General features: G+C 65.7%; 16 protein-coding genes and 1 pseudogene. 11 read left to right on the forward strand and 6 right to left on the reverse strand.

What is annotated here, in order from left to right:
- Positions 1–320: 320 nt before the first annotated feature.
- Positions 321–2,231 (reverse strand): DNA primase, encoded by a 1,911-nt coding sequence (gene dnaG / locus B9Z03_RS20845; protein WP_085465964.1) that lies wholly within the window; start codon positions 2,229–2,231, stop codon positions 321–323.
- A 129-nt stretch (positions 2,232–2,360) separates the two neighbouring features.
- On the opposite strand from dnaG, the gene B9Z03_RS20850 reads away from it, so the two are divergent.
- The 3 genes from B9Z03_RS20850 to B9Z03_RS20860 all read left to right on the forward strand — a co-directional run bounded on the left by B9Z03_RS20850 (position 2,361) and on the right by B9Z03_RS20860 (position 4,244).
- Positions 2,361–2,654, forward strand: coding sequence for a BrnT family toxin (locus B9Z03_RS20850; protein WP_085465965.1), 294 nt, complete (start codon positions 2,361–2,363; stop codon positions 2,652–2,654).
- Complete coding sequence (locus tag B9Z03_RS20855) at positions 2,620–2,955, forward strand: BrnA antitoxin family protein (RefSeq protein WP_085465966.1); 336 nt, start codon at positions 2,620–2,622, stop codon at positions 2,953–2,955. Before B9Z03_RS20850 ends, B9Z03_RS20855 begins: the two co-directional genes overlap by 35 nt.
- 104 nt (positions 2,956–3,059) lie before the next feature.
- Positions 3,060–4,244 carry an MFS transporter gene (locus tag B9Z03_RS20860; RefSeq protein ID WP_085465967.1) on the forward strand — a complete coding sequence of 395 codons (1,185 nt, stop codon included), beginning with the start codon at positions 3,060–3,062 and terminating at the stop codon, positions 4,242–4,244.
- Between the two features lie 56 nt (positions 4,245–4,300).
- Here the strand turns inward: B9Z03_RS20860 and B9Z03_RS20865 are convergent, their stop codons facing one another.
- Complete coding sequence (locus B9Z03_RS20865; RefSeq protein WP_085465968.1) at positions 4,301–4,642, reverse strand: RcnB family protein; 342 nt, start codon at positions 4,640–4,642, stop codon at positions 4,301–4,303.
- 293 nt (positions 4,643–4,935) lie between these two features.
- Between B9Z03_RS20865 and B9Z03_RS20870 the strand changes: the two genes are divergently transcribed.
- On the forward strand, positions 4,936–6,594 hold the full coding sequence (locus B9Z03_RS20870; RefSeq protein WP_085465969.1) for a Na/Pi cotransporter family protein: 1,659 nt from the start codon (positions 4,936–4,938) through the stop codon (positions 6,592–6,594).
- Between the two features lie 217 nt (positions 6,595–6,811).
- On the opposite strand, the gene B9Z03_RS20875 is transcribed toward B9Z03_RS20870, so the two are convergent.
- Positions 6,812–8,200: an aminotransferase-like domain-containing protein gene (locus tag B9Z03_RS20875; RefSeq protein ID WP_085465970.1), complete on the reverse strand. Its 1,389-nt coding sequence runs from the start codon at positions 8,198–8,200 to the stop codon at positions 6,812–6,814.
- A gap of 111 nt (positions 8,201–8,311) precedes the next feature.
- Between B9Z03_RS20875 and B9Z03_RS20880 the strand changes: the two genes are divergently transcribed.
- The 6 genes and pseudogenes from B9Z03_RS20880 (at position 8,312) to B9Z03_RS20905 (ending at position 10,694) form a co-directional block, all read left to right on the forward strand.
- Complete coding sequence (locus tag B9Z03_RS20880; RefSeq protein WP_085465971.1) at positions 8,312–8,698, forward strand: DUF983 domain-containing protein; 387 nt, start codon at positions 8,312–8,314, stop codon at positions 8,696–8,698.
- Between the two features lie 102 nt (positions 8,699–8,800).
- A complete protein-coding gene (locus tag B9Z03_RS20885; RefSeq protein WP_085465972.1) occupies positions 8,801–9,124 on the forward strand; it encodes an ArsR/SmtB family transcription factor in 324 nt (107 codons plus the stop codon).
- The gene (locus B9Z03_RS20890; protein WP_244561803.1) at positions 9,121–9,531 is read left to right on the forward strand and encodes an SRPBCC family protein; all 411 of its coding nucleotides are present in this window, start codon (positions 9,121–9,123) and stop codon (positions 9,529–9,531) included. The genes B9Z03_RS20885 and B9Z03_RS20890 overlap by 4 nt, the downstream gene beginning before the upstream one ends.
- Before the next feature lie 44 nt (positions 9,532–9,575).
- Entirely contained in the window at positions 9,576–9,785 is a 210-nt protein-coding gene (locus tag B9Z03_RS20895; RefSeq protein WP_085465974.1) for a hypothetical protein, read from the forward strand.
- 10 nt (positions 9,786–9,795) lie between these two features.
- Positions 9,796–10,254 (forward strand): annotated as a pseudogene (locus B9Z03_RS20900) (DUF1801 domain-containing protein).
- Positions 10,255–10,265: 11 nt separating this feature from the next.
- Entirely contained in the window at positions 10,266–10,694 is a 429-nt protein-coding gene (locus B9Z03_RS20905) for a DUF1801 domain-containing protein (RefSeq protein WP_085465975.1), read from the forward strand.
- Positions 10,695–10,741: 47 nt separating this feature from the next.
- On the opposite strand, the gene B9Z03_RS20910 is transcribed toward B9Z03_RS20905, so the two are convergent.
- Positions 10,742–11,191, reverse strand: coding sequence for a GatB/YqeY domain-containing protein (locus B9Z03_RS20910; RefSeq protein ID WP_085465976.1), 450 nt, complete (start codon positions 11,189–11,191; stop codon positions 10,742–10,744).
- A gap of 285 nt (positions 11,192–11,476) precedes the next feature.
- Between B9Z03_RS20910 and carA the strand changes: the two genes are divergently transcribed.
- The gene (gene carA, locus B9Z03_RS20915) at positions 11,477–12,679 is read left to right on the forward strand and encodes a glutamine-hydrolyzing carbamoyl-phosphate synthase small subunit (RefSeq protein WP_085465977.1); all 1,203 of its coding nucleotides are present in this window, start codon (positions 11,477–11,479) and stop codon (positions 12,677–12,679) included.
- Between the two features lie 67 nt (positions 12,680–12,746).
- On the opposite strand, the gene ypfJ is transcribed toward carA, so the two are convergent.
- On the reverse strand, positions 12,747–13,667 hold the full coding sequence (ypfJ, locus tag B9Z03_RS20920) for a KPN_02809 family neutral zinc metallopeptidase (protein WP_085465978.1): 921 nt from the start codon (positions 13,665–13,667) through the stop codon (positions 12,747–12,749).
- Positions 13,668–13,820: 153 nt separating this feature from the next.
- Complete coding sequence (locus B9Z03_RS20925; protein ID WP_085467793.1) at positions 13,821–16,460, reverse strand: bifunctional diguanylate cyclase/phosphodiesterase; 2,640 nt, start codon at positions 16,458–16,460, stop codon at positions 13,821–13,823.
- Between the last annotated feature and the right edge of the window lie 108 nt (positions 16,461–16,568).

Here is a 16,568-nt window from a genome sequence, read left to right on the forward strand (position 1 = left end):
GTATTGCATCTTGCCGAGGATCGGGTACGGATACGGTCTGATTCCGCTCCCTTCGGAGCAGCTATCAAGGTTCCGCTTAATGTCCGATTAACCCTGTTACCGGGAACGGGAGATATTATCCCGTCAGCGGCCAGCGCTCCGTCCTGTTCCTCGGCCTTCCGGCCAGTCCATCGTCTCGCGGTTTCCCGCTGATCAGCCAGTGTTGAACCGTCGTGATTCCGACAATTGTACCGAACGTCAAGCGGCTCAAACCTGATTCGTGGCGAAAAAGCGAATCAAATTCGCACCTTCGCCCGATTCGCTGATTCGATACGCGACGTTCAGTTCCTGCCAGCCCGTCCCGACTGCACGCCAAAGCCTTCGATCAGCGCTTCGGTCGCCTGCATGTCACGGAACTGGGACTGTATGTCGAGAAGGCGCATGAAATTCTCTTCCGTCGATTCCGACGCGAGCGCGATTTCGGCCGCCTTCAGCTCCTTATGTAGAGTGCGCTGGCTGCGGTGCAAGTGGAGCGCCTGCGCGAAGGCGTCGCGGGCATCATCCAGCGCAGCGTCCTCCAGCGCGGTCCAGTCGCGCACCCGCCGCACCAGCTCCGTCGCCTCCTGCCACACCGGCTCCAGGCCCGCCTCGCGCACCACGTCGAGCAGGCTGTCGCGGTCGCCCGCCGCGTCATGCGCCAGCGCGTCGAGCAATGCGGCATGCAGTTGCACCAGCCGCGGATTGCTGAGATCCAGCATCTCGATCAGGTCGTAATTCTCCTCGATCAGCGTCGGATGGCTGATCAGCGCCACCATGATCGCCGCCTCGCGGATCGGCATCGCACCGCCTTTCACGAGCGCGGACCGCGTCAGGCTGTCGCTGAACGCCATGCGCCCATCGGCCGGTCCGCCGCGCCACTGCTGCCCGCCCTTGCGGAAGTCGCCGCGCTCGCCCCGCGCCGCGCGGGTCGAGCCGAAGAACACCTGCACCCGCTCGCGCATTTCCTGTTGGTAGTGGAAGCGCACGCTCTCGTCCTTGATGCGCGACGTCGCCTCGCGCAGCGTCTTTTCCAGCTCCGCCCGCTTCTCTGGGGTATCGAACACCCCGCCGGACGTCTCGCGCATCCAGATCAGGTCGGCGAGCGGCCGTGCCTCGGAAAGCACCTTTGAAAACGCGTCCGGTCCTTCCGTCCGCACGAGGTCGTCCGGGTCCTTGCCCTCGGCCAGCAGGGCGAAGCGCACGGTCTTGCCAGCTTGCACCAGCGGCAGCGCGAGGTCCGCCGCGCGCCATGCCGCCTTCAGTCCCGCCTTGTCGCCGTCGAAGCACAGCACCGGCTCGCCGGTCATCCGCCACAACAGCTCAAGCTGGTTCTCGGTCAAAGCCGTGCCGAGCGGTGCCACCACATTTTCGAAACCCGCCTGCGACAGCGCGATCGCGTCCATGTAGCCTTCGACGGCGATGATCGTGCCCTCGCGCCCCTGCGCCTTGCGCGCCCTGGCGAAGTTGTAGAGCACGTTTCCCTTGTGGAAGAGCTCGGTGTCCGGCGAGTTCATGTATTTCGCCAGCGCATCCGAACTCAGCGCCCGCCCGCCGAAGGCGATCACCCGCCCCTGCCGGTCCTCGATCGGGAACATGATCCGGTCGCGGAAGTAGTCGTAGGAGACGGCAATGTCGTCGCCGTGCCGCACCAGCCCGCAGGCCTCGATCTGATCCTTGGTGATCCCCTTCGAGGCGAGAAATTCCTTCAGCGCATTGCGGCTTTCCGGCGCGTAGCCGAGTCGGAACGTCTGCTGCGTCACCGAAGTGAGCCCCCGGTCGCGCAGGTAGGCCCTCGCCTTGGCGCCCTCCGGCCCCTGCAGTCGCTCCTGAAACCAGCGCGTCGCCATCTCCATCACGTCGGTCAGGCTGGCGCGCTGCTGCTCCCGGCGCTCCTGCTGATCGTCGCGCGCCGGCATCGCCACGCCCGCCATCCCGGCAACGCGTTCTACGGCCTCGGGAAAGGACAGTCCCTCAAGCTCGGTCAGGAAGCGGAAATGGTCGCCCGACACCCCGCAGCCGAAGCAGTGATAACGGCCCTTGCGGTCCTCGCAGTGGAAGGACGGCGACTTCTCGCCATGGAACGGACAGCAGGCCCAGTAATCGCCCTTCGACGCGTTCGTCTTCTTGCGGTCCCACGAGACTCGGCTCGCGATCACCGAGGATATCGGCACGCGGTCGCGGATCTCGTCGAGGAAGGCGGGCGGAAAGCGCATGAGCCATATGTATGTCGCCCCGCCCACGCACGCGAGAGGGAGGCTCGCCTTTCACCGGGTTTCACAGGTTGCATCAGATGAAATACGAATGTATATACACAACGCGATTGACGCACCAAGAAGGAGACCATGAAACGTGTAGAAGCGATCGAGTTCTCTGAATTCGATTGGGATCCGACCAAATACCAGAAGGTTCTGGTTACGCGAGAGATCGATTTCTTGCAGATCGCCGCGGCTTTGTTAGGGCCGCATTTGAGTCAACGTTCAGACAAACAAGGAGAAGACCGCACACTGGCCATTTGCATGATCGAGACCCAGATTGTCCGCGTGATCTACACGTCTCGCGGAAGTGTGTGTCGTATCATCACGGCCATGGCGGCAAGAAGGAATGAGCGAGAAGAATATCGTCAGATATTCGGCTGATGAAATCCGGGAATTGGTCCGGCAGGGCAGAGGCCGAACCAATCTTGAGCGGCTGGAAAGTATTACCGACGCCGAGATCGAAGCGCAGATGCGCGACGATCCCGACTGGGCCGAGTTCATGGACATCGACTGGTCGAAGGCAACGATCGTCGTTCCCGTCCCCAAGGATGCGATCTCGATCCGCCTCGACAAGGACGTGCTCGACTTCTTCAGGGCGACCGGAAAGGGCTACCAGACGCGCATCAATGCCGTGCTGCGCCACTACATGCAGGAACGTCAGAAGGTGGACAAGGCCGGGTAACGCCGCCGCCCGTCCAGAAAAACTGCACCCCTGTCGCGCAGAACTCGATTGCCGCGCGCGGCGATTCGTGGTGCTACGGACGCCGTTTCCAACCGGTCAGCCGCATGCCCCTCCCCATAATCGCCCTCTTCGTCACCGCCTTCGCCTTCGGCACCACCGAATTCGTCATTGCCGGCATCCTGCCGCAGCTTGCCGAAGGCCTCGGCGTCTCCGTGCCGGCCGCGGGCTATCTCGTCTCCGGCTATGCGCTGGCCATCGCCGTTGCCGGGCCGCTGCTGACCATCCTCACCACCGGAGTGCCGCGCAAGACGCTGCTGATCGGCCTGTCCCTGGTCTTCGTCGCCGGCCAGCTGGCCTGTGCGCTGGCGCCGGGCTTTGCCTCGATGCTCCTGTTCCGCGTCATCGTCGCCGGCGCGCACGGCGTCTATTTCGGCGTCGCCATGGTCGTCGCTATCGGCCTCGTCCCGCCGGAGCGGCGCGGCATGGCCGTCGCCGTCGTCCTCGCCGGGCTCACCGTCTCCAACATCGTCGGCGTGCCGATCGGGGCCGCCATCGGCAATGCCTTCGGCTGGCGCGCGACCTTCTGGGCGATGTTCGGCCTCGGCATCCTCACGCTCGCCGCGATCCTGGCGCTGCTGCCCAACCGGGAAGGCCCCCGCGCCGAGCCGCCCCATCTGTCGCAGGAGATCGGCGTGCTCGGCCGCCAGCAGGTCTGGACCACGCTGATCGTCATGCTGATGCTGATGATGTGCCAGTACGTGCCCTTCACCTACATCTCGCCCTTCCTGCAGGAGGTGACACGGCTCGACGCTTCGACCATCCCGTGGGTGCTCCTGATCAACGGCCTCGGCGCGACGCTCGGCGTCTATCTCGGCGGCAGGCTCGCCGACTGGAAGCTGATGCCCTCCCTCATCGCGCTGCTCGTCATCCAGTCGGTGGTGGCCGCCCTTCTCTACCTGCTCAGCCCCTGGCCGCTCGCGATGGTCATCCTCGTTCCGCTCTGGGGCTGCATCAACTTCTCCATCGGCACGCCGCTTCAGACGCGCATCCTCTCATGGACCGCCGATGCGCCCAACCTCGCCTCCTCGCTTATCCCGGCCGGCTTCAACCTCGGCATCGCGATCGCCGCCTTTGTCGGCGGACTGATCATTACCAGCGGCCTTGGTTACCGCGCGCTGCCGCTGGTCGGCGTCGCCTCGATGCTGATCGCCGCGGTGGTGGCCGCGCGGTCGTGGTCGGTGGAAAAGCAGAGCGGCGCGCTCCCTCCGCTGCGCGCCGCCGAGGCTTGACTGTTTGGGGCGATCACTGGGGCGACCATCGGGCCGCCCCATCTTCGGACCTCTTCCTACCGTCCGGCGATCACGCCCGCGATGATGCCGCTGGCGATGGTGATCAGCATGTAGTCGTTGCCGACGCGGATCCAGCGCTGGCCGTGGCCAGGCTTGCGCAGCCCGTGCCGCTTCCAGTCGCGCGCCTCGTAGCGCTTCCAGTTGGTGAAGCGCTGGCCCCGCTCGTAGCGGTGGTGCTTCTCGACCTTCCGGCGCACGGAATAGCCCTGGCTGGCGCCCGGACGGCCCCTCTGGTCCTCGATGCGCGGCTCGTGGCTGCGGGTCGACGCGGCCTGGGCCTGCGCCATCGGCGCGGCGAGGATCGCGAGCGCCAGGGCGGAAAGAACAATGCGTTTCATCTCTGTCTCCTTGTAATGGACACGGCGACCCTAAGGTGGCGCGGATGAACGAGCGATGAACCGTCAATTACAATTATGTAATAATTACAAATACTTATTACATTTCCGTAATGTTCCGGACGCCGGATACCGTTACGCGCGGCATCCTGATCCCGACACCGGGCGTCGGCGACACACGCTGGAAACCGCAGCCCGCCACACTATTATCCGGCTAATCTGTTTACTGGCCGAATCGGTCTCGGAAGCGAAGGAATTCACGGACATGGCTCACAGGAAGATGGTCTAGCTCTGCGATGAGCGGCACCATCGTTCTCCTCAACCTCGCCGGCGCGGTCGCACTGCTCCTCTGGGCGACGCGGATGGTCAAGACGGGCGTGGAGCGCGCCTATGGCGACACGCTGCGCGGCCGGCTGCGCTCCACGCTCGGCAATCCCCTGCTCGCCGTGATCACCGGCGCGGGCCTCGCCATCGCCTTCCAGAGCTCCACCGCGGTCACCCTGCTGATCGCATCCTTTGCCGGTTCCGGCGTGGTCGGCGGGATGGCGGGGCAGTTGGCCGTGCGCGGCGCCGAGGTCGGCTCGGCCCTGCTCGTCAAGCTCCTGTCCTTCGATCTCAGGCTGCTCGTTCCGCTCTGCCTCGTTGCCGGAACGAGCTTCTTCATGGCGACCGAGCGGCGCGAGTGGCGCCAGCTCGGTCGCATCCTCGTCGGCATCGGCCTGATGATCCTGTCGCTGGAGATGATCGGCACGGCCGCCGAGCCCCTGCGCGATTCGAGACTGCTGCCTGTCATCATCGGCTACTTCTCGGGCGATCCGGTCACCGCCTTCCTGATCGCGGCGCTGATGACCTGGCTGTTCCATTCCAGCATCGCGGCAGTCCTGCTGCTCGTCGCACTCGCCGGCCGCGGCCTCATCCCGGCCGAGCTCGGCGTCGTCCTGGTGCTCGGTGTCAACCTTGGCAGTTCGGTGATCGCGCCCCTTTTGACGCGCGGTGCAGCCCCCGCCGTCCGGGTCGTGCCGATCGGCAACCTCCTGATGCGCGGCGCGGGCTCCTTGGTCGCGCTGACGCTGCTGCTCACGTTCAAGCCCCCGCTCGCCCTCCTCGGCACGACGGTGCCCGACCAGATCGTCCACGCGCACATCCTCTTCAACTGCGTGATCCTGCTTGCCGGCATTCCGCTGGCTGGCCTGGTCTACCGCGCCTCGAAGGCGCTCGTCGCCCTCAGCAGCCCGACCGTGCCGGAAGTCGCGCCGGCCGAACGCAGCGCGCTGGAGGAAGATGCTCTGGACAGGCCCTCGCAGGCGCTCGCCAACGCCACCCGCGAGGTGGTGCGCATCTGCGAGACGATCGAGATCATGCTGGTGGAGATCATGGATCTCTACCGCAATCCGGACAAGGCGCGCATCGATCATCTCGCTGCCCTCGACGACCGCGTCGACCGCTGGCACGCGGCCATCAAGATCTACCTCGCCAAGGTCACCGCGCACCAGCTGAGCGAATCCGAGGCCATGCGCTGCCAGGAGCTCATCGGCGCCTGCATCAAGCTTGAGCAGGTCGGTGATATCATCGTGCGCAACATGCTGGTCCACGTCCGCAAGAAGATGGAGCGCAAGCTCGAATTCACCGAGGACGGCTGGCGCGAACTCACCGCCTTCCACGCCTCGGTCCTTGCCAATGCGCGCCTCGCCTTCAACGTCCTTGTCAGCCGCGACCGCGAGACCGCCCTCCAGCTCGTCCAGGAGAAGGATCGGCTGCGCGACCGCGAGAAGTCCTCGACGCAGGGCCATTTCGAGCGCCTGCGCGCCGGCACGGCCCGCAGCGTCGAGACGAGTTCCATCCATCTCGACACGATCCGCGACCTGAAGCAGATCAACTCCCTCCTCGCCTCGATCGCCTATCCGGTCCTCGAGGAACAGGGCCTCCTGCGCGGATCGCGGCTGAAAGCGTCGTGAGAAAGAACGTCCCTGCCGTCAATTCGCCGGAATCCCGGCATGATCGGGCCGAATTGCATCGCTATCCGTCTCCTCGAAGGGGATAGTCATGCACACGTTCAAGTCCGATCTGTTTCTGTTTGCCGCCGGGGTGATCGCCGTAGTTTCGGTCGTCGGCGTCGACACGGCCGGGTTGGTGAACGCTCTTCACGCGCTGTTTGCGTAGCCGGCAGGCCCTTCAGACGACCAAGCCGACCCGCTCGCGGCTCTCCGACAGGATCGACACCAGGCTTCGCAGCCCCTCCTTCAGCCGTTCGCGGCTGGCGGCGGCACCAAGCGCAATGCGCACCGCATTTGCGGCGCCTCCGCTCACGGCGAACTCCTCGCCCGAGCTGATCGCCAGCCCGCGCCGCCGCGCCAGCCGCACCAGTTCCTCGGCGCCAATAGCATCCTTCAGCGGCAACCAGATATTCAGGCTCGCCTCCTGCGCCACCGCGCCTGCCGGCAGCATGCCGGCCGCGATCCGCTGCCGCTCGACCGCCTCCGCACGCACCGCGACGGCAATCTCTCCCGCCGTGCCGCTCCGAATCCATTCGGCGGCGAGGCCCGTCATCAGCGGCGGCACCATCTGCGTGATGCCGCGAAGCGCCGCGGCGATGCGTTCGGTCGTCTCGGCCTCCGGCGCGACGAGGAAGGCGGTACGCAAGAAGGGCGAAATGCATTTCGCCAGTGTCGCCACGTAGATTGTCACGTCTGGCGCGAGCGACAGCAGGCTCGGCGGCGCGTCCGGCAGGAACCTGCTGTACGGATCGTCCTCGACGATCGTCAGACCCGAGCGCCGCGCCGCGGTCACCAGGTCTTCCCGTCGCGCCTGCGGCATGACCAGCGTCGTCGGATTGTGCAGCGTCGGGTTGAGATAGACCAGCCGCGCAGAGCAGTGCCGCGCCTGCATTTCCAGCGCATCAGGCAGCATGCCGTCTGCGTCGCCCGGCACGCCGACGAGCCCGCGTCCCAGTGCGCGCGTCAGCGAGATCAGGCCGGGATAGGTGCATAGGTCGGTCAGGATCACATCCCCTTCCCGGCTGTGCGCCAGCACGGCGGCCGCCAGCAGCGCCTGCGCGCCGGAGCCGACTGCCATCCGCGCGACCGAAGGCCGGTCGCCCTCGCCCGCGATCCACTGCGACCCCGCCGCCCGTTCGGACGCCGAGCCCGGCCCGGGATGATAGGACAACAGCGCCTCGGCGCTCGACCGCTTCAGCAGCCCGTCGATGCCGCTCCTGATCAGCGCCGGCAGGTTGATGCCCAGCGGCGCTGGCGGAATGTTCATGCTCAGGTCGAGCACCGGTTCGTCGGAACCGCCCGGCGTAACGAACGTGCCCCGCCCGGGCGCCGCCTCGATCAGGTTGCGCCGCCGCGCCTCCATGAAGGCGCGCGTCACCGTTGTCAGGTCGACGCCCAGCGCCTGCGCCAGGTCGCGCTGTGGCGGCAGCCGGTCGCCGGGCTGCAGCAGGCCGCTGGCGCGCGCCTCGCCGAGCGCCTCGACGATCCTCAGATAGATCGGCCCGCCGCCGGTGCCCACGGGCGCCAGCCAGGAGAGATCGGAAACCGCATGCGCGCTGTCTTGCATATCGCCTCAAGCCATACAATTTGTCGCATTGTATGCATTCAAGAACTGAACATATATGGATCTCGACCAGAAGCATAGCGCGAAACCATGCCGGTCGCGCGGAGTGACGCCATGCACGACCATGCCACCTATCCCCCGCTCGAACCCTGGAGAGTCGGCATTCGCGGTCGCTGCCCGCGTTGCGGCGAAGGCCACCTGTTCGAGGGCTTCCTCAAGCTCGCCCCGCGCTGCGAGGTCTGCGGCCTCGACTATTCCTTCGCCGATCCCGCCGACGGCCCCGCCTTCTTCGTCATCTGCTTCGCCTGCATTCCTTCGGTCTGGTTCGCCGTCTGGGCGCAAATCACCTTCGAGCCGTCGATGTGGTTTCACATCTTCGTCTCGCTGCCGATCGTCTTCGCTACCTGCATACCGCCGCTGCGTCCCCTGAAAGGCTGGCTCGTCGCGAGCCAGTTCTATCACAAGGCCGAGGAAGGCCGCCTCGTGCGTCCGGGCGAATAGCCCGGCCGACGCCCGTCGATGCGTTCCTGTTAGCAGCCGCCTTGACCAATCCATAGCCACCGGGTTATACGCTAATCAATAGCCAACGGGTTATTGGTTGCCATGCTCGACGCCCATGACATGCTCTTCAGGACGCTCGCCGATCCGACGCGGCGCGCGATCTTCGAGCGGCTGTGCCGCGAGGGCGAGCAGACCGTCGGCGCGCTGACCGCGCAGGCCGGCGTCTCGCAGCCCGCCGTCTCGAAACATCTTGCCGTGCTCAAGCAAGCCGGCCTGGTGCGCGACCGCCATGCGGGCCGCCAGACGCATTACAGCGCCGATGCCGGCGCCCTCACCCCGCTCGTCGACTGGACGAACCGCATGTCGGGCTTCTGGCAGAGCCGGTTCGACGGCCTCGAAGACCTTCTGAAAAGGATGGACCAGTGATCCCGCCATTGGCCGAAACGCGTTCCGTCGTCGTCGAGCGCGACATCCCCTTTCCGCCCGAGAAGATCTGGCGCGCGCTCACCCAACCCCATCTCATCGAGGAGTGGCTGATGAAGAACGAATTCAGGCCCGTCATCGGCCATCGTTTCGAGCTCCGCGCCGAATGGGGCGTCGTCCAATGCGAGGTTCGCTCCGTCGAGCAGCACCGGGCGCTGTCCTACTCCTGGGGCGACCACGATCTCGAAAGCGTCGTCACCTGGACGCTCGTCCCGACGCAATCGGGCACGCGCCTGCGCATGGAGCAGACGGGATTCCGCCCGGACCAGCCGCGCTACTTCGGCGGCGCCCGGGCCGGCTGGCCGCGCTTCCTCGATCGTCTGGAACAGGTCGTGGCCCAGATGGAATAACGTCTGACCCCGGCCGCATCGACACATTTTCAGAGGAGGTTCCCTTGAACTGGAGCAAATGGATTCGGCAGGTCCACCGCTGGCTGTCCATCGCCTTCACGCTGGCCGTCGTCGCAAACTTCGTCGCGATGGCGCTGGGCGAGCCGCCCGCCTGGGTGGTCTATTCGCCATTGCCTCCACTCTTCCTGTTGCTCGCCACCGGCCTCTACATGTTCGCGCTGCCCTATGCGCTGCGGCGGCGCACCGGCGCATAGGAGCGATCGGATGCCAGAAAAGACACCAGCCGGGCCTGCAAAGGCCGTACCGAAGCCAGACGGCCCGGTCCTCCTCTCCGGCGGCAATCCCCAGATCGCCAAGGGCTACGGCGACGCGCCGGTGCAAGCCTATATTGCCGCCATGCCCGGCTGGAAGAGCGACCTTGGCCGCAGGCTGGATGCCATCGTCACGCGCACCGTCCCCGGCGTGCGCAAGGCCGTCAAATGGAACTCGCCCTTCTACGGCGCGCCGGATGCGGAGGGCACATGGTTTCTCTCCTTCCACGTCTTCGCAAAATACGTGAAGGTCGCGTTCTTCAAGGGCGCGTCGCTTGAGCCGCAGCCTCCCGGTACCTAGAAGCAGAAGGATGTGCGCTATCTCGACATCCGCGAGGACGACCCGCTCGACGAGGCGCAGTTCGTCGATTGGGTGAGGCAGGCGAGCCGCCTGCCCGGCGAGAAGATGTGAGGACAAAGATCATGGCTGCAGGCAAGAGCGATCCGGGCACGGACAGCCCGTCCCGGCTGATCGATCAGAGGATCGCCGAACTCGGCGACTGGCGCGGCGAAACGCTCGCCCGCGTCCGCGGCCTCATCAGGCAGGCAGATCCTGAAATCGTCGAGGAATGGAAATGGCGCGGCGTTCCCGTCTGGTCGCACGACGGCATCGTCTGCACCGGCGAAACGTATAAGGCCGTCGTGAAGCTGACCTTCGCCAAGGGCGCGTCCCTGCCGGATCCCAAGCCTCTGTTCAACTCGAGCCTCGAAGGCAACACCCGCCGCGCCATCGACATCCGCGAGGGCGAAGAGATCGACGCCGACGCTCTGAAGGCCCTGATCCGCGCCGCCGTGGCGCTGAACGCCTCGAAGGCAAAGCCCCGCGCGCGCAAGGCGCCCAAAAGCGAGTAAGCCCGGCTCTCGCCGGGCTCACCTTTGTCGCTGCAAACCGGTTGCCGCTACTGCAGCAGGGTCTTCACCACCCCGCTCGCCTTGCCGAAGTCCATCTGGCCCGGATAGCGCTCCTTCAGCGCGGCCATACACTTGCCCATGTCGCGCAAGCCATCCGCGCCGACGTCGGCGATCACGGCGGCGCAGAGCTGCCTGACCTCTTCCTCGCCCAGCTGCTTGGGCAGGAAGGACTTGATCACCTCGATCTCCTCCCGCTCCTGCTGGGCGAGTTCGAGACGGTTCGCCTCCTCGTAGATACGGGCCGATTCGTCGCGCTGCTTCACCATCTTGGCGAGGATCTGCAGGATCTCCTCGTCGTTCACCGCGCCCTTGCCGGCGGTACGGGCCGCGATGTCGCGGTCCTTGATCGCGGCCTGGATCAGGCGGATGGTGGAGATGCGGCGCTTGTCGCCACCCCTCATTGCGTCTTTCAACTGTGCGGCGAGAATCTCGCGCATGGTGTCACTCCTGTGGCGACGTGCGAGGATAGCGACGGCAACAACGCCGCGCAATTCGTTTCCGACCGCATAACCCCTTGATTTTTCGAGGGAAGCAATTCGCGGTGCGAAACCCGGGCGGTTGTTGACCGCTCCTCGACGTTCGCATATTGTCCGCGCCTCAAGACACGGATGTTGTGTTGCGCACAAGGATGGCTGCCGCCGCCCTTGTGTTTTGTCACGCGTCATATGGCCCCTATATGGACCGTATGCAAGGCTGGCCTCAGCCGGCGAAGGAGAAGCCCGATGGCCGACAAGACCGCCCCCTGGACCAAAGAGGTCCCGACTGCCTGCCTCGTGCTTGCAGATGGCACGGTGATCCGCGGCCGAGGCCTGGGCGCCCCGGGCTCCGCGGTTGCCGAGGTGGTCTTCAACACGGCGCTCACCGGCTATGAGGAGATCCTGACGGACCCGTCCTATGCCGGCCAGATCGTCACCTTCACCTTCCCGCACATCGGCAACATCGGCACCAATGCCGAGGACATCGAGGACCTCAATCCGGCGGCGCGCTCCGGCGCGGTCGGCGCGATCTTCAAGGCCGACGTCACCAACCCGTCCAGCTACCGCGCCTCCGAGCATCTCGACCAGTGGCTGAAGCGGCGCGGCGTCATCGCCATGAGCGGTATCGACACCCGCGCGCTGACCGCCCTCATCCGCGAAAAGGGCGCGCCCAACGCCGTTATCGCCCATGCGCCGGACGGCAAGTTCGACATCGAGGACCTGAAGCGCCAGGCGCGCGAATGGTCGGGCCTCGTCGGCCTCGACCTCGCCAAGGAGGTCACCTCCGGCCAGTCCTCCGTCTGGACCGAGACGCCCTGGGTCTGGAACGAAGGCTATGCGGAACAGGACGCCCCGACCATGCACGTCGTCGCAGTCGACTATGGTGTAAAGCGCAACATCCTGCGCCTCCTCGCCGGCCTCGGCGCAAAGGTCACCGTGGTGCCGGCCAAGACCGGCGCCGACGAGATTCTGGCGATGAAGCCCGACGGCATCTTCCTGTCGAACGGCCCGGGCGATCCGGCCGCGACCGGCGAATATGCCGTACCGGTCATCAAGGATCTGCTTGAGACCGGCATCCCGGTCTTCGGCATCTGCCTCGGCCACCAGATGCTGGCGCTCGCGCTTGGCGCGAAAACGGTGAAGATGCACCAGGGCCATCACGGCGCCAACCATCCGGTGAAGGACCACACCACCGGCAAGGTCGAGATCGTCTCGATGAACCATGGCTTTGCGGTGGATTCAAAGAGCCTGCCCCAAGGCGTTGAGGAGACTCACGTTTCGCTGTTCGACGGCTCGAACTGCGGGATCTCGCTCGCGGGCAAGCCGGTGTTCTCCGTCCAGCACCACCCAGAGGCCTCCCCCGGCCCGCAGGATTCACACTACCTCTTCCGCCGCTTCGTGAACCTCATCCGCGAGAGGCAGGGCGAGCCGGCGCTCGCCGAGCGCTGAAACCAACGAGCACGAATCGAAAACGGCGCGCCCCTGGCGCGCCGTTTTCATGTTCGGAGGGCAGGCCTCAGATCGGGTTGTTGAACGTATCGCAGTCCGACAGCTTGCCGGACTTGAAGCCACGCGCGAACCAGGTCTGGCGCTGCTGCGACGTGCCGTGGTTGAAGCTCTCCGGCACGACATAGCCCTGCGTCTTGCGCTGCAGCGTGTCGTCGCCGATCTGCTGGGCGGCGTTTAGCGCCTCCTCGATGTCGCCCTCTTCGAGCAGCCCCTTCTGGTCGGTGAAGTGGCCCCACACGCCCGCGAAGCAGTCGGCCTGCAGCTCGACGCGCATCGACATCTGGTTCTGCTCAGCCTGGCTCATCGTCTGGCGCATCTGGTTGAAGCGCGGCAGCACGCCGATCAGGTTCTGCACGTGGTGGCCTACCTCGTGCGCCAGCACATAGGCCTGAGCGAAGTCTCCGGCCGCGCCGAACTGGCGGGCAAGCTGGTCATAGAAGGCAAGGTCGATATACACTTTGCGGTCGCCGGGGCAGTAGAACGGACCGGAGGCCGCCGAGGCGAAGCCGCAGGCCGAGCGCACCTGGTCGGAGAACATCACCAGCGTCGGCTTCTGGTAGGTCTGGCCCTCGGCCTGGAAGATACCTGTCCACACGTCCTCGGTCTCGGCGAGCACGGTGGCCACGAACTGGCCCATCTCGTCGGTCGGCTGCGCAGTCTGGCCGCCAGGCTGCGAGGGTTGCACCTGCGTCTGGCCGGGCAGGCCGCCGCCCTCAAGCATCGCCAGCGGATCAATGCCGCAGGCACGCAGCGCGAAAAACAGCACCACGAGGATGACGATCGTCGACAGGCTGAACCCGCCGCTGCGCGCGCCCCCGACCGGGATACGGAAGCCGCCGCCGCGACCCGTCCCGCCGCCGAAGCCACCGCCGCCGGAGCCGCGCAGGTCCTCGATGTTGTCGCTTTGACGACGGCCTCTCCAGCGCATGTGCTTCCTCGAATCCGGTTTCGACCCTCGCGCCGGTCAGCCGGCACGAGACAACCCACAATTAGCCTAAGGGTTGCACGGAGTCATTGCGGATTTTGTGGCGGACTTGCTGGCCCGGATGGGCGTGCGCCCGACATTGCGGCTCGCTCGTTCTCAGGAGGCCTTCTGCTTCCCGTGCGCGCGGGCAAAGCGTTCAAGGTCCCCCGCGCTCATCGGCTTGGCGAAGGCGAAGCCCTGCAGGTAGTGGCAGCCGATATCCTTCAGGATCGCGGCGTGCTGCATCGTCTCCACGCCCTCCGCGACGATCTCGATGTCGAGCGACTTGCCGATCTCGATGATCGATTCGATCAGCTTCCTCTGCTTCACGGAGGAGACGATCGGCATCACGAGCTGCCGGTCGATCTTCAGCCGCCGCGGCTTCAGCTTCTGCAGGCTGACGATCGAAGCATAGCCGGTGCCGAAATCGTCGATCTCGACGTCGATGCCAAGCTCCTTCACCTGGTTCACGTTCCAGGTGATCAGGTCGTCATTGTCGTCGAGGAAGATCGATTCCACCAGCTCGAACGACACCGCGTTGCGCGGTATGTCGAGTTGCCGCAGCGCGCTGATCAGCTCTCCGTCCTGCAGGCGGCGGGCCGAAACGTTCACCGAGATGCGCGGTATTGGCAGGCCGCTTTCCTTCCAGCCGCGGAAATCCGCCAGCGCCTCCTCGAGGATCAGCCGGTCGATGCTCGACACGACGTTCAGCTCCTCCGCCGTCTTGAGGAAGTAGCCAGGCGACAGCAGGCCGCGGCGCGGATGCTTCCAGCGCGCCAGCGCCTCGACGCCGGCGATCTCGAACGTCCTTGCATCGACCTGCGGCTGATAATAGGCAACGAACTCGTGCCGTTCGAGCGCGTTCAGGATCTCGTCCGCCACCCGCTTCGTGCCGACGATCTCGGCCTGCAGCGCCTCCGTGAAGAATTCGTGCCGGCTGCGGCCGCGGCTCTTGGCCCGATAGAGGGCGATGTCGGCATTGACCATCAGCCGTTTCGGGTCCGCGCCTTCGCCCTGCTCGACCGCGATACCGATGCTCACTCCGAAGCGGCACTGGTGGCCGTCATACGACACCGGCTTGCGCATCTCCTCAATGATCCTGTCGGCCAGGCCAGCGAGATCTGCGTTCGTTGGCGACGCCAGGCACAGCACCACGAACTCGTCCCCGCCGATGCGGGCGACGAAATCGGTCTTGCGGACGTTCGATTCCAACACCCTGGCGGCGTGCACCAGCATCGCGTCGCCGGCGCTGTGGCCGAGCGTGTCGTTGATCTGCTTGAAGCGGTCGAGGTCGATGTGCAGGAGCGCGGCGTCGCCGCCCGCGCCCGCCGCCGACAGGTTTTCCAGAACCTGGTCGAGGTAGCGCCTGTTGGGCAGGCCGGTCAGCGGATCGTGCAGCGCGTTGTGTTCGATGCGCCCCTTGGCGGCCTCGAGCTCGACATTGCGCATCTCGGCCAGGAAACGGGCGCGCTCGAGGTCGTTGTGCAGCCTAACGTCCTCGGTCACGTCCCACTCGGTGCCGATCAGCCGCGGCTCGTCCCGGTCGCCCTCGATGAACTTCGCCTTTGTGCGCACATGGCGCAGGGTGCCGTCGGGCAGCAGGAGCCGGTATTCGGATGCGTAGTCAGAATGGCGCTCCACCGCCAGCTCGAAGTCCCGGCGGGCCCGGTCGGCGTCGTCGGGGTGGATCGCGCTCGCCCAGTCGTCATAGCTGCGAACCTTGCCATCCTTCGGCAGGCCGTACAGTTCGTTCACCCGGTCGTCCCAGACGAGTTGGTTGGTCGCAACATTGTGCTCCCAGACGCCGATCTTCGACGCATCGAGCGCGAGGCTCAGGCGCTGCGACAGGCGCGCGAGCTCCTGCTCGCGTTCGGCGAGCTTCTCGAAATAGCGCTCCCGCTCGCCATAGAGCCGGCCGACGAAGAAGGTCGGGATCACGATCACCAGCAGCGCGAGCGCAAGCAACGCCCGGAACAGCGCCGCATTGTCGGGCGTATAGTCCCAGCCGCCCGCCGGCACTGCCGCGATATGCCAGGAGCCCGACGGCAGGATCACGTCGGCCGTCACCGGCTTCTCGCCGGTAAGGTCACGGTCGCCCATAAAGCGCGCTCCGGTTCCCCCCGTCGCGTCCTTGCCGGAGATTGTGATGTCGAGACCAAGGTCAGGGTCTCTCAGGCCGCTGTCGCGGTAGAGCTTGTCGACGTCGATGACCGCCGACAGGATTCCCCAGAACCGGTCTGGTGCCCCGGCCGTCCTGATATAGATCGGAAAGCGCCCGACGAAGCCGGTTCCACCTTGCCTCAGCGCGACTGGCCCGGCCAGCACGAGCTGTCGCGTGTCGCGGGCGCGCAGCGCAGCCTCGCTCTGATCGGGAGTGGCGCGGTAGTCGAGGCCGATCGCCTTCTCGTTGCCCTCCATCGGATACATCAGTGAGATGACGAGGCCGGGCGCGCCTGCGATATTGCGCAGCTGGCTCTGCTCGCGGAACAGGTTGCCTGCGAGCGCGGCGAAGCGCGCCTGGTCCATGTCCGGCTCGGTTTCCACCGTCGCCGCCAGCCCGCGCACGAGCTGGATATTGGAGTTGATGTTGCCTTCGAGCTTGGCACGGATCAGGTTGATCTTGGTCTGCACCTGTGCGCGCATCGACTGCTCATGCAGCGACCGGTTGAGGTAGCCGGCATAGACGCTGGCAATGAGCACGATCACGAAGGCGAGGCCGGCCGGCACATAGGCCGAGCCGAAGGCTCTGCGGAGCATGCGAAGGACCGTCGATCCCTGATCGGTCAAGCGCCCGGGCCTTTCGCGGTTTTGGACCAGATTTGCTGACTATAGGGCGAAGTGTTTAAGGCAAGCTTTCGTTCCTGG

It is taken from the genome of Mesorhizobium australicum, assembly GCF_900177325.1.
GTDB lineage: Bacteria > Pseudomonadota > Alphaproteobacteria > Rhizobiales > Rhizobiaceae > Mesorhizobium_A > Mesorhizobium_A australicum_A.

Excerpts from the sequence above, each read along its gene's own strand:
- B9Z03_RS20860 (WP_085465967.1), top strand. The coding sequence starts at position 3,060 with ATGCCCCTCCCCATAATCGCCCTCTTCGTCACCGCCTTCGCCTTCGGC.
- ypfJ (WP_085465978.1), bottom strand. The coding sequence starts at position 13,667 with ATGCGCTGGAGAGGCCGTCGTCAAAGCGACAACATCGAGGACCTGCGC.
- B9Z03_RS20850 (WP_085465965.1), top strand. The coding sequence starts at position 2,361 with ATGAAACGTGTAGAAGCGATCGAGTTCTCTGAATTCGATTGGGATCCG.
- B9Z03_RS20870 (WP_085465969.1), top strand. The coding sequence starts at position 4,936 with ATGAGCGGCACCATCGTTCTCCTCAACCTCGCCGGCGCGGTCGCACTG.
- B9Z03_RS20880 (WP_085465971.1), top strand. The coding sequence starts at position 8,312 with ATGCACGACCATGCCACCTATCCCCCGCTCGAACCCTGGAGAGTCGGC.
- B9Z03_RS20925 (WP_085467793.1), bottom strand. The coding sequence starts at position 16,460 with ATGCTCCGCAGAGCCTTCGGCTCGGCCTATGTGCCGGCCGGCCTCGCC.
- B9Z03_RS20910 (WP_085465976.1), bottom strand. The coding sequence starts at position 11,191 with ATGCGCGAGATTCTCGCCGCACAGTTGAAAGACGCAATGAGGGGTGGC.
- B9Z03_RS20875 (WP_085465970.1), bottom strand. The coding sequence starts at position 8,200 with ATGCAAGACAGCGCGCATGCGGTTTCCGATCTCTCCTGGCTGGCGCCC.
- B9Z03_RS20865 (WP_085465968.1), bottom strand. The coding sequence starts at position 4,642 with ATGAAACGCATTGTTCTTTCCGCCCTGGCGCTCGCGATCCTCGCCGCG.
- B9Z03_RS20905 (WP_085465975.1), top strand. The coding sequence starts at position 10,266 with ATGGCTGCAGGCAAGAGCGATCCGGGCACGGACAGCCCGTCCCGGCTG.
- B9Z03_RS20885 (WP_085465972.1), top strand. The coding sequence starts at position 8,801 with ATGCTCGACGCCCATGACATGCTCTTCAGGACGCTCGCCGATCCGACG.
- dnaG (WP_085465964.1), bottom strand. The coding sequence starts at position 2,231 with ATGCGCTTTCCGCCCGCCTTCCTCGACGAGATCCGCGACCGCGTGCCG.
- B9Z03_RS20855 (WP_085465966.1), top strand. The coding sequence starts at position 2,620 with ATGAGCGAGAAGAATATCGTCAGATATTCGGCTGATGAAATCCGGGAA.
- carA (WP_085465977.1), top strand. The coding sequence starts at position 11,477 with ATGGCCGACAAGACCGCCCCCTGGACCAAAGAGGTCCCGACTGCCTGC.